This window comes from Streptomyces sp. NEAU-W12 (assembly GCF_026242095.1).
Lineage (GTDB): Bacteria > Actinomycetota > Actinomycetes > Streptomycetales > Streptomycetaceae > Streptomyces.
This window is the reverse complement of record NZ_JAPJDM010000001.1, coordinates 414,282-426,390: the sequence shown is the minus strand read 5'-3', so window position 1 is coordinate 426,390 and position 12,109 is coordinate 414,282. Positions and strand designations below refer to the sequence as shown.

Below are 12,109 nucleotides of genomic sequence, written 5' to 3'. Positions count from 1 at the left end.
AAAACTGCAGTGGCGTCACCGTGTTCAGGTCACGGTGACGCCACTGCCGGGGGAAGCACCTGCGCGATCTTTTACGACGGGGGAATCGCGTCAGGCACTGCGGGGGGTGGCCGAGATGGTCCGAGCAGCGGGAGAGTCGGACTCCACCTGCTCATGGTCCCGTTGGTCCAGGTTCACGAAGATCATTCCGTACCGGATGGCACACCGCACGGGCTGCGGTGCCCCACGGGGCCGCCGCAGGCACCGGTACGCCCGTACGTCCTGATCCTCGTCGCGCGTGACGACGACCGGTTCACCGAACACGGTCACCATCAGGGAGTCACCGCTGTGGGGGATGGCGGTGACCAGGTCGATGAAGTGCCATCCGGACCGGTAGGCGGTGGCCATCTCGCGGCGGAAGGATCGGTCGTCGGGAGGCGTGGTCATCACTCAGCCCCAACTGCTGTCGTCCGCAGCCGTGGGATTGACCACACCCCAACTGCTGTCACCCTCGGTCATGGGGGTGACCACACCCCAACTGCTGTCACCCTCGGTCATGGGGGTGACCACACCCCAACTGCTGTCGCCCCCGGCCGCGGACTGGACGGCCACCGCCGGCCCCCAGCTGCTGTCCGCCCGGACGTCACCCTTCGCGCCGGCCGGGCCACTCAGCGCCCCGAAGGCCACGACGGCGGAGAATGCGGCGACAAGCACCGAGCGAAGCGTTCTCTTGCGCATAGTCGGCTTCGTCCTCACTCGAAGATCACCCTTTTCCCCCGTCAGGTACGACGATGGCTCATTCGGGCACGTCATGGCCACACAATCGGTGCATCATGTTCCTGCATGTTCAGGACCCTGTGGGGTGGAGATTTGATGATGAATCGGGCTAATGAGGAACATCCCCATGCGGTCACCGAACTGTGCGAGGCCGGCAGCCGCCTCTACGCCGACGCCCTGCGCGCGGGCCGCATCGCCCGCACGGACGTGGAGCCGGCTCCCTGCCTGATGGAGCTCGCCCTGCTGCACCCCGACCCGGACGACCCCACCTGGCTGCGTCCCCTCTCACCGGCGGTGGCCCTGGCCCACCGGCTCAACCCGCTGGAACGGGAGATCACCGAGCGCAGGCGGATGTCGATCGAACTGGCCGACGCCTTCGAGCCGTTCATGGCCCTCAGCGCCCAGGCGACGATGACGACCCACTCGATCACGGTGCTGGAGGGCCTCGACCGGATCAACGCCGCCCTCGATCTGGCCACCGCGCAGTGCCGGTCCGAGATGCTCACCGTCCAGCCGGGCGGCCGTCGGCTGGAACACACCCTCGCCCAGGGGCTGGAGCGCGACCGGCATCTGACCGAACGCGGGGTGCGCATCCGGACCCTCTACCAGCACACCGCCCGCCACAGCCCCGAGACGCTGGCGTACGTGGCACGGTTCGACACCGGCAGGGTGGAGTACCGCACCATCGACGAACTCGTGGAGCGGCTGATCATCTGCGACGAGACCGTGGCCTTCATCCCCACCCGCGACGACCGCCAGGTCGCCCTGGAACTGCGCCACCCCGGCCTCGTCCGTTACCTGATCAAGGTCTTCGAGTTCATGTGGACCCGCGCGGTCCCCCTGAGCATGGGCGCCCCGTACGAGCCGGCCTCGGACGGCCTCACGGACATCCAGCACTCCATCGCCAAACTCCTCGTGGAGGGCCACGTCGACGAGGCCATCGCCCGGCGTCTGGGGATGAACGTGCGCACCTGCCGCGCCCACATAGCCAAGCTGGCCTCCGCCCTCGGCAGTGGCAGCCGTGCCCAACTGGGCTACCTCATCGCCCAGTCGGGGATCCTCGAGCAGGAATCGTGACGGAGGCCGCCGCCGAGCCCGGGGGGCCGTCCAGCCCCGCCTGGGCGATCCTGACGCCCAGCTGGGTACGGCTGGCCGCGCCCAGCGTCTCCGACAGCCGGGCGATGTGGGCCCGGCAGGTGCGCACGCTGATCCCCAGCCGCTCCGCGATCACCGCGTCCTGGTGCCCCTCCGCCAGCAGCGCCGCGATGGACCGCTCCCGGTGCGAGATGCCCTCGATGCCGGTGTCGGGGAGCGGGGCGGCCAGCGGGAGGGCGAGTCGCCACAGCCGCTCGAAGACCGTGCTCAGGTACTCCACCAGTGCCGGGTGCCGCAGCTCCAGCGCCATCGAGCGCTCGGCGTTGGCGGGGATGAAGGCGACCGTGCGGTCGAAGAGGATCAGCCGCTCGGTCACCTCGTCCAGCGTCCGCGCCTCCACCGCGTCGCCCATCAGCTCCAGGTAGGTGTGCAGCCCCTGGCCGTGCCGGGCCACATGCGTGTAGAGGTCCCGCATCCGCACCCCGCGCCCGCGCAGCGCCGTCGCCCGGTGCAGTCCCTCCGACAGCTCCGCCTCGCGCCGGATGCCGCCGGGCTGGACCGTCAGCACCTCCGTGGTGCACGCCTGCGTCGCCTCGTCCATCGCGGCCTGGATACGGGCCACACCGTCCAGTACCCGGATGGCGGGGCCCTCCCCGGCCGTGGCGGCCAAGGCCGGCGGCGACTGCGCCCCGCGGCCGAGACCGGCGTACCACTCGAAGGCCTCGACGGCTGAACCGACCCGGCGCTGGCTCGCACTGACCTCGTCGTACATCCCGCGCAGCAGCCGGGTCATGACCTCCTGCGGGGCGGTCGGCACCAGCCAGTCCATGTCGTCGGGGTCCGGATGCAGCAGGGCCAGGTCCAGGAGGCAGGGCACCGGCTCCGCATCCCGGCGCGGCACCCGCCCGCGCCGTACGGCCCGGGAATACACACGATCCCCGGCGTCGCACAGTCGGTCAGCACCATGCGGATGCTCGCCCGTCCCGCGCCCGGCCATTGCCCGTCCCACCCCCGGTTCAGCCACTTTCCGATGCGCAACTATGCGCGGCCCCACCCGGCTCCGCAACACGGCTCCCGTCGGCGTGACTGCCGTAAACCACCGGTATGACCGCCTATCTCCGGGGCTCGCCTCATCACATTGCGACAAACCGGCGGAGCCGGGCCCAGGTGAGCGGCGCCAGGGCGGCGTGCGCGCGGCGGGGGACGCGGGGTGCGGCGAGAGCGAGGCTCCGGGGCGAGAGCCCGGAGTGAGAGCCCCGAGGCGCGCGGGGCGCGGGGCGCGGCGCGGGGCGGCGCGCGGGGGAACGACGCTGCCGGGGAGCGCGGCGATCCGCGCTCCCCGGCAGGACGGTCGAGGGCTACTTCAGCCCGGCCTCGTCGCACGCCTCCTTGTAGGTGGCCGTGCAGATGTCCGACAGCTTGTAGATCTCGTCGGCGACGACCGTGTCCGCGATGTTCTCCTTGGTCAGGGCGACCACGGGCACGAGCTGCGCCGGAATGTCCTTGTGGGTGGGGCTGTCGACGCGGTCGTCGGTCAGCGCGTCGAACTGGATGCTCTTGCCCTGGATCCGCGCCACCGCGATCTCCGCGGCGTTGTCCGCCTCGGTCGGGTAGGACTTGTACACGCTCATGAACTGGTCGCCCAGGAGGATCCGCTGCACCGCGGCGAGTTCGGCGTCCTGGCCGGTGATCGGGGGCAGCTCGGTCACGCCGGCCGCCTGCAGGGCCTTGACGATGCCGCCCGCCATGCCGTCGTTGGCGGAGTAGACCCCGGCGATGTCGTCCGCGCCGATCTCGGCGATCGCCTCGGCCATGTTGGCCTCGGCGTTCTCCGGCTTCCAGTCCTTGGTGTCGTAGGACTTGGCGATGGTCACCGCGCCCTTGAGCTCGGACATCGCGCCCGCCTTGAACTGCTTGGCGTTCGGGTCGGTCGGCGAGCCGTTCATCATGACGACCTTGCTGGTGATCCCGCCGTCGCCGCCGAGCGCCTCCAGCAGGGAGCGGCCCTGGACCTCGCCGACCAGCTCGTTGTCGAAGGAGATGTACGCGTCGATCGGGCCCTCGGCCAGCCGGTCGTAGGCGATGACGGGGATGCCCGCGTCCTTGGCCTTCGTCACGTCCTCGGCGATGGCGTGCGCGTCGACCGCGTCCAGCACGATGACGTCGACCTCGTCCTGGATCATCTGCTGCATCTGGGTCGACTGCTTGCCGGCGTCCGCCTCGGCGTTGGCGTAGTCCACCTCGCCCTTGTCGCCGGTGAGCTCCTCCACCTTCTTCTTGAAGATGGGGTAGTCGAACTGCTCGTACCGGGTGTTGGCCTTCTCCGGCAGCAGGAGCCCGATGGTGACGTCGTTCCCCTTGGTGGGGCTCGCTCCGTCACTGCTCCCCGTCGCGTTGAGTGCGCCGCAACCGGCGAGCACGACGGACATCGAGGCGGCGGCGGCTGATATGGCGATACGACGCATACGGGAGCTCACTTCAGTGCGTTTTTGGACGTGGGCACAGCATTGCGGCCCATGTGACTGAAAAGCCAACGCTCCAGCGACCACTGGCGTCAAGACCAACTACTTAACGAGATGAACACAGCACCGTGCGCTGAAGTCGTGTGGGCTCGGCGAAAGACTCGCACATAACCCCTACACACGCATACACGCGCTGCTCACAGACGTGCGCGGGGCGTACGCCGGGGCGCACGAACCGAGAGGTGACGGGCCGTCAACCGTCCGCGCGCAGGTGAGGCCCGGAGGTTCGAACGAACCTCCGGGCCTCACAGGACACTCCACTTCCGCGCCAAACGGAACTTCCCCGTCGGACCGCGACCCGCACGCGGGACCGTGGCCGTCACAGCGCCACCCGCACCGGACCGACGCTTTCACGCCACCCGGCGACCCCCGACCGGAGGTGGCCGACACCTGCCGTCCGGCGTCCGCCAGCCGGTGTGCGGCGCCCGGCAGCCGGTGTGCGGTGCGTGGCGCCCGGCAGCCGGTGTCCGGCCGTCAGTCGTGCTGCTGCTGGCGCTTGGGCCGCCACACCACCAGCGCGCTGGTCTGCTGCACCTCCTGGTACGGCACCAGGTCCCGGCGGTACGACGCGTGCACCGCCGCCTCGCGCTGGCGCATGGTCGCCGCCGCGCCGTCCAGCGCGCCCTCCAGGTCCGCCACCCGGGCCTGGAGCGCGGCCACCTGGTTCTCCAGCTCGATGATGCGCTTGATGCCGGCCAGGTTGATGCCCTCGGTCTGCGACAGCTGCTGCACCTGGCGGAGCAGCTCGATGTCGCGGGCCGAGTAGCGGCGGCCCCGGCCGGCGGTGCGGTCCGGGGAGACGAGTCCCAGGCGGTCGTACTGACGCAGCGTCTGCGGGTGCAGCCCGGAGAGCTGGGCCGCCACCGAAATGACGTAGACCGGAGTGTCCTGCGTCAGTTCGTACGGATTGCGTCGACGACCGTCCATCGCCCTCAAGCTCCCTTCGCGGCCTGGAACAGCTCCGCCCGCGGATCCTCGTCCGCGGTCGCCTCGCGATACGCCTCCAGCGCGTCACGAGCCTTCCCCGGAAGATCCTTGGGAACACTCACCTCCACGGTGACCAGCAGGTCACCGCGCGAGCCGTCCTTGCGGACCGCTCCCTTGCCCCGCGCCCGCATGGTCCGCCCGTTGGGCGTCCCCGGGGGGAGCTTCAGCGTGACCGGCGGGCCGCCGAGCGTCGGCACCCGGATGTCACCGCCGAGCGCCGCCTCCGGATAGGTGACCGGGACGGTGACGGTCAGGTTGTCGTCCTTGCGGCCGAACACCGGGTGGCTGCCGACGTGCACGACCACGTAGAGATCGCCCGCCGGGCCGCCGCGCTCGCCCGGAGCGCCCTTGCCGCGCAGCCGGATCCGCTGGCCGTCGCTGACCCCCGCGGGGATGCGCACCTGCATCGTCCGCGAGGACTTGGCCCGGCCGCTGCCCTTGCAGATGTCGCAGGGGTTCTCCGCGATCAGCCCGCGGCCCTTGCAGTCCGGACACGGGTCGGTGAGCGAGAAGCCGCCGCCGCTGCCCCGGGCCACCTGCCCGGTACCGACGCAGGTCGGGCACACGCGCGGTGTGCCGTTCTTGTCGCCGGTGCCCGAACAGGCCTTGCAGGCCTGCTGGGAGGACATCCGCAGCGGGACCGTCGCCCCCTCGATCGCCTCGGTGAAGCTCAGGGTGACCTCGGACTCGATGTCCTGGCCGCGCCGCGGCTGGGTACGCGCGCCGCCCGTGCCGCCACCGCGGTTGAACAGGCCGCCGAAGACGTCGCCGATCCCGCCGCCGAAGCCGCCGGCACCGGCCTGGCCGCCGCCCTGACCGCCGCCCTGGCCGCCCCCGAAGAGGTCACCCAGGTCGAAGTTGAACGACCCGGCACCGCCCGCGCCCGGCCCCGCGCGGAAACCTCCGCTGCCGAAGAGCGAGCGGGCCTCGTCGTACTCCTTGCGCTTCTTGGCGTCGCCGAGGATGTCGTTCGCCTCGGAGATCTCCTTGAAACGCTCCTCCGCCTTGGCGTTGCCCTTGTTGGCGTCCGGGTGGTACTCGCGGGCGAGCTTCCGGTACGCCTTCTTGATCTCGGCCTCGGTGGCGTCCTGGGGGACGCCGAGAACCTTGTAGTAGTCCTTCTCGATGAAGTCCTTGGTACTCATCCCCGACGTCCCTCCTCTCCTGCCCTGCGGGCCGTCCCCGGCCCGCCCGTCCTGCCCGTCCCGCTTGTCGTGCCCGCCCGCGCCGGCACGCTCGCGCCGGCCGGGGCGTCAGCCCTCCTGGGGGCCACCGGTCTCCTTCTCGTCCGCCGCCGCCTCGGTGCCCTCCTCGGCCGGCTTGCCCGGCTGGGCACCCGGCTGCGGCTCGGCGACGGCCACCCGCGCGGGACGGATGGTGCGCTCGCCGATGCGGTACCCGGGCTGCAGGATCGCCACGCACGTCGTCTCCGTGACGTCCGGGGCGTAGGAGTGCATCAGGGCCTCGTGGATCGTCGGGTCGAAGGGCTCGCCCTCCTTGCCGAACGTCTGCAGGCCCAGCTTCGCCACGGTCGCCTCCAGCGACTCGGCGACGGACTTGAACCCGCCGACCAGCTCGCCGTGCTCCCGCGCGCGACCGATGTCGTCGAGCACGGGCAGGAGGTCGGTCATGAGGTTCACCGAGGCGAGCTCCTTGACCGCGATCCGGTCGCGCTCGACCCGGCGGCGGTAGTTCTGGTACTCGGCCTGGAGCCGCTGGAGGTCGGCGGTGCGCTCGCCGAGTGCCGAACGCACCTGGTCCAGCTGGGCCACCAGACCCGCATCGGGACCCGAGTCCCCGGCCGGGGCCGCCGCCTCCTCCTCCGCGGAGGGGGCTGCGGCCTTCGGCTCGGCGTCATCGGCCGGAACGCCTGAGGGGACGTCGGGCTGCTGCGACTGTTCGTCGAAGCCCGGGGTCTCCTCGGTCACGCCGCACCGTCCTTACGTTCGTCGTCCACGATCTCGGCGTCGACCACGTCGTCGTCCGCCTTGGCCCCGGCGGCACCCGCGTCGGCCCCGCCCGCGGCCTGGGAGGCCTGCGCGTCGGCGTACATGGCCTGGCCCAGCTTCTGGGAGACGGCCGCGACCTTCTCCGTGGCGGTGCGGATCTCGGCGGTGTCCTCGCCCTTGAGCTTCTCCTTCAGCTCGGCGACGGCCGACTCGACCTCGGTCTTGACCTCGCCGGGGACCTTGTCCTCGTTGTCCGCGAGGAACTTCTCGGTCTGGTAGACGAGTTGCTCGCCCTGGTTGCGGGACTCGGCGGCCTCGCGGCGCTGGTGGTCCTCCTCCGCGTACCGCTCGGCCTCCTCACGCATGCGGTCGACCTCGTCCTTCGGGAGCGAGGAGCCGCCGGTGACGGTCATCTTCTGCTCCTTTCCGGTGCCGAGGTCCTTCGCCGTGACGTGCATGATGCCGTTGGCGTCGATGTCGAAGGAGACCTCGATCTGCGGGACGCCGCGGGGCGCCGGCGGCAGACCGGTCAGCTCGAACATGCCGAGCTTCTTGTTGTACGCCGCGATCTCGCGCTCGCCCTGGTAGACCTGGATCTGCACCGACGGCTGGTTGTCCTCGGCCGTGGTGAAGATCTCGGAGCGCTTCGTCGGGATCGTGGTGTTGCGCTCGATCAGCTTGGTCATGATGCCGCCCTTGGTCTCGATACCGAGGGACAGCGGGGTGACGTCGAGCAGCAGGACGTCCTTGACCTCGCCCTTGAGGACACCGGCCTGGAGCGAGGCGCCGATGGCGACGACCTCGTCCGGGTTCACACCCTTGTTGGCCTCCTTGCCGCCGGTCAGCTCCTTGACGAGCTGGGCGACGGCGGGCATGCGGGTGGAGCCGCCGACGAGGACGACGTGGTCGATCTCGGACAGCGCGATGCCGGCGTCCTTGACCACGTTGTGGAACGGCGTCTTGCAGCGCTCGAGCAGGTCCGCGGTCAGCTGCTGGAACTGGGCGCGGGTCAGCTTCTCGTCGAGGTGCAGGGGGCCCTCGGCGGAGGCGGTGATGTAGGGCAGGTTGATCGTGGTCTCGGTGGACGAGGACAGCTCGATCTTGGCCTTCTCGGCGGCCTCACGGAGGCGCTGGAGCGCCATCTTGTCCTTGCCCAGGTCCACGCCGTGCCCGGACTGGAACTGCTTGACCAGGTAGTCGACGACGCGCTGGTCCCAGTCGTCACCACCGAGGTTGTTGTCACCGTTGGTGGCCTTCACCTCGACGACGCCGTCGCCGATCTCGAGCAGCGAGACGTCGAACGTACCGCCACCGAGGTCGAAGACCAGGATGACCTGCTCGTCCTTGTCGAGGCCGTACGCCAGGGCGGCGGCCGTCGGCTCGTTGACGATGCGCAGCACGTTCAGGCCGGCGATCTCGCCGGCCTCCTTGGTCGCCTGGCGCTCCGCGTCGTTGAAGTACGCCGGGACGGTGATGACCGCGTCGGTCACCTTCTCACCCAGGTACGCCTCGGCGTCCCGCTTCAGCTTCTGGAGCACGAAGGCGCTCATCTGCTGCGGGTTGAAGTCCTTGCCGTCCAGGTTGATCTTCCAGTCGGTGCCCATGTGGCGCTTGACCGACCGGATGGTCCTGTCGACGTTGGTCACGGCCTGACGCTTGGCCACCTCACCGACCAGCACCTCGCCGTTCTTCGCGAAGGCGACGACGGAAGGCGTGGTCCTGGCGCCCTCGGCGTTGGTGATGACGGTGGGCTCGCCGCCCTCCAGAACGCTGACGACGGAGTTAGTCGTGCCCAGGTCGATGCCGACCGCACGTGCCATTTCGATTCCTCCAACTGACTTGAGTGGAACAGACTCAAGCATGCCTGACGTCCGGCGCAGGGTCAACAGAGGTGAGTCAGCCGGACTCAACTCTTATCCTCTCCTTACGCGCAACCAGGCGCTGACCTGCGATGTCGCGAAGTCGCGCGGGCAGGCGAGGCAGGAACAGCCCTTCCGGGGAGCGCGAAGGGCACCGCGCGGAGACGCCGCGCGCAGGCATCCACGGGCCGCCGCCATGGCCGCCGTCACGGCGGCACGCGGACGCGGGTGTGCGGCACGGATATAAGTTAGTGGCGTATGCCCCGCTTTACGGGCCGTCACGCGGCCACATCCGGGGCACCTGCCAAGGCAAGCCTCAGCGACCCAGATCACCCCGCACCCGGCTACAGTGCGACCGGGGTTGGGGGTAGTCTCAGACGGACTGCATAAGTTACCGCTTAGTAATGTCGGGAATCCCGTGGCAGGAGCCCCCGACGAAACCCTCGCAGGCCCGAGGAGCCCCCATGCAACTCGCCGCGATCATCGTGTCGCTGGTCCTGACCGTGGTCGGCGTTGCCCTGCTCGCACGCGCGATCGGCCAGTTCGTCCGGTACTTCAAGCTGGGCCAGCCGGTCCCGGCCGGTACCCGGACCGACCATCCCTACCAGCGCAGTGTGACCCTGGTGAAGGAGTTCCTCGGCCACACGCGCATGAACCGCTGGGGCATCGTCGGCATCGCCCACTGGTTCGTGGCCGTCGGCTTCCTGACACTGCCGCCCACCCTCGCCCAGGCCTTCGGCCAGCTCTTCCAGGCCGACTGGGTCCTGCCGGTCATCGGCGGCTTCCTGCCGTTCGAGATGTACATCGAGTTCATCGGCGTGATGACCGTGCTCGGCATCGCCGTGCTCATCGTCATCCGGCTGCTCAGCCTGCCGTCACGCCCGGGCCGCAAGTCCCGCTTCGCCGGCTCCAAGTCGGGTCAGGCGTACTTCGTCGAGTACGTCATCCTCACCATCGGCCTCGCCATCTACGTGCTGCGCGGCCTCGAGGGCGCCCTGCACCACGTGGACGGCTACGAGGCCGCGTACTTCGCCTCGTACCCGCTGGTCCTGGCCTTCGACGGCCTGTCCGTCGGGACACTGCAGAACCTGGTCTACCTGGTCGCCATGATCAAGATCGGGACCTCGTTCGTGTGGATGATCGTGGTCTCGCTGAACACCAACATGGGTGTGGCCTGGCACCGCTTCCTCGCCTTCCCGAACATCTGGTTCAAGCGCGAGGCCGACGGCGGGACCGCCCTCGGTGCCCTGCAGCCGATGACGTCGGGCGGCAAGCCCATCGACTTCACCGACCCCGGCGACGACGACGTCTTCGGCGTCTCCCAGGTCGAGCAGTTCTCCTGGAAGGGCCTGCTGGACTTCTCCACCTGCACCGAGTGCGGGCGCTGCCAGTCGCAGTGCCCCGCCTGGAACACCGGCAAGCCGCTCTCCCCCAAGCTGCTGATCATGTCGCTGCGCGACCACGCGCACGCCAAGGCCCCCTACCTGCTGGCCGGCGGCGGCACGACCGTGGAGGGCGAGGAGAAGGCGTCCGCCGGGGCCCTGAAGGACGTGCCGGCGGCGGCGCTGGCCGAGGCCGGGCGCCCGCTGATCGGCACGCTCGACGCCGCGTCCGACAGCGGCCCCGCCGCGGGCGGCGTCATCGACCCCGACGTCCTGTGGTCCTGCACCACCTGCGGCGCCTGCGTCGAGCAGTGCCCGGTCGACATCGAGCACGTCGACCACATCGTCGACATGCGCCGCTACCAGGTGATGATCGAGAGCTCCTTCCCGTCCGAGGCGGGCACGATGCTCAAGAACCTGGAGAAGAAGGGCAACCCCTGGGGCCTGGCCAAGAAGCAGCGCCTGGAGTGGACCAAGGAGGTCGACTTCGAGGTCCCGGTCGTCGGCAAGGACATCGAGGACCTGTCCGAGGTCGAGTACCTGTACTGGGTCGGCTGCGCCGGCGCCCTCGAGGACCGCGCCAAGAAGACCACCAAGGCCTTCGCCGAACTGCTGCACATCGCGGGCGTCAAGTTCGCGATCATGGGCGGCGACGAGAAGTGCACCGGTGACTCCGCCCGCCGCCTCGGCAACGAGCCCCTGTTCCAGGAGCTCGGCATGGAGAACGTCATGTCGCTGAACATGGCCTTCGGCGAGGAGACCGACGACGAGGGCAACGTCACCGAGGAGACGAGGAAGCCCAAGTCGGCCAAGAAGATCGTCGCCACCTGCCCGCACTGCCTCAACACCCTCGGCAACGAGTACCCGCAGCTCGGCGGCGACTACGAGGTCATCCACCACACCCAACTGCTCCAGCACCTCGTCGACGAGGGCAAGCTGATCCCGGTCACCCCGGTCGAGGGCCTCATCACCTACCACGACCCGTGCTACCTGGGCCGGCACAACAAGATCTACACGCCTCCGCGCGAGATCATCGCCGGTGTCCCGGGCCTGCGCAACGAGGAGATGCACCGCCACAAGGAACGCGGCTTCTGCTGCGGCGCCGGCGGCGCGCGGATGTGGATGGAGGAGCGGATCGGCAAGCGCATCAACGACGAACGCGTCGACGAGGCCCTCGCCCTGAACCCCGACATCGTCTCCACCGCCTGCCCGTTCTGCCTCGTCATGCTGACCGACTCGGTCAACGGCAAGAAGAACGACGGCAAGGCCAAGGAGTCCATCCAGGTCGTGGACGTCGCCCAGCTCCTGCTGGAGTCCGTCAAGACACCGCTGGACCCGGCGGGCGAGACGGAGAGCGAAGACGCCCCGGAGCCCGAGCCGGTGAAGTAACCGGCCCCAGGGCACTCTCCCTCACTCCTCCAGCTTCCAGCGCCCCGTCCCGGCTCCGGCCGGCGGCGGGGCGCCGCCGTCCCGAGGCCGCCGTCCCGAGGCGCCTGTTCCAGGCACCTGTCCCGGGTCTTCCGTCGCGGCTCCGACCGGCGGCGGAGCACCGCCGTCAT

Annotated in this window: 10 protein-coding genes; 2 read left to right on the top strand and 8 right to left on the bottom strand. The window is 69.8% G+C overall.

Annotated features, from left to right (window positions below; genetic code table 11):
* Positions 1-90: 90 nt before the first annotated feature.
* Complete coding sequence (locus ORI94_RS01905; RefSeq protein ID WP_042163890.1) at positions 91-426, bottom strand: hypothetical protein; 336 nt, start codon at positions 424-426, stop codon at positions 91-93.
* Between the two features lie 3 nt (positions 427-429).
* Positions 430-693: a hypothetical protein gene (locus ORI94_RS01900; RefSeq protein WP_266071896.1), complete on the bottom strand. Its 264-nt coding sequence runs from the start codon at positions 691-693 to the stop codon at positions 430-432.
* Positions 694-855: 162 nt separating this feature from the next.
* Here ORI94_RS01900 and ORI94_RS01895 point away from each other — a divergent pair, with 162 nt between their 5' ends.
* Entirely contained in the window at positions 856-1,833 is a 978-nt protein-coding gene (locus ORI94_RS01895) for a helix-turn-helix transcriptional regulator (protein WP_266071895.1), read from the top strand.
* Here the strand turns inward: ORI94_RS01895 and ORI94_RS01890 are convergent.
* From ORI94_RS01890 to dnaK, 6 genes are all read right to left on the bottom strand, one after another.
* Entirely contained in the window at positions 1,796-2,848 is a 1,053-nt protein-coding gene (locus ORI94_RS01890; protein WP_266071894.1) for a helix-turn-helix transcriptional regulator, read from the bottom strand. The two genes, ORI94_RS01895 and ORI94_RS01890, sit on opposite strands and share 38 nt — an antisense overlap.
* A 361-nt stretch (positions 2,849-3,209) precedes the next feature.
* Positions 3,210-4,316: a sugar ABC transporter substrate-binding protein gene (locus ORI94_RS01885; RefSeq protein ID WP_266071893.1), complete on the bottom strand. Its 1,107-nt coding sequence runs from the start codon at positions 4,314-4,316 to the stop codon at positions 3,210-3,212.
* Positions 4,317-4,847: 531 nt separating this feature from the next.
* Complete coding sequence (locus ORI94_RS01880) at positions 4,848-5,300, bottom strand: heat shock protein transcriptional repressor HspR (RefSeq protein WP_042163446.1); 453 nt, start codon at positions 5,298-5,300, stop codon at positions 4,848-4,850.
* 5 nt (positions 5,301-5,305) lie between these two features.
* Positions 5,306-6,505: a molecular chaperone DnaJ gene (gene dnaJ / locus ORI94_RS01875; protein WP_042163443.1), complete on the bottom strand. Its 1,200-nt coding sequence runs from the start codon at positions 6,503-6,505 to the stop codon at positions 5,306-5,308.
* A gap of 108 nt (positions 6,506-6,613) precedes the next feature.
* Positions 6,614-7,288, bottom strand: coding sequence for a nucleotide exchange factor GrpE (gene grpE / locus ORI94_RS01870; protein WP_266071892.1), 675 nt, complete (start codon positions 7,286-7,288; stop codon positions 6,614-6,616).
* Positions 7,285-9,129 carry a molecular chaperone DnaK gene (gene dnaK, locus ORI94_RS01865; RefSeq protein WP_266071891.1) on the bottom strand — a complete coding sequence of 615 codons (1,845 nt, stop codon included), beginning with the start codon at positions 9,127-9,129 and terminating at the stop codon, positions 7,285-7,287. The genes grpE and dnaK overlap by 4 nt, the downstream gene beginning before the upstream one ends.
* Positions 9,130-9,632: 503 nt before the next feature.
* Here dnaK and ORI94_RS01860 point away from each other — a divergent pair.
* On the top strand, positions 9,633-11,939 hold the full coding sequence (locus tag ORI94_RS01860) for a (Fe-S)-binding protein (RefSeq protein WP_266071890.1): 2,307 nt from the start codon (positions 9,633-9,635) through the stop codon (positions 11,937-11,939).
* Positions 11,940-12,109 lie beyond the last annotated feature (170 nt).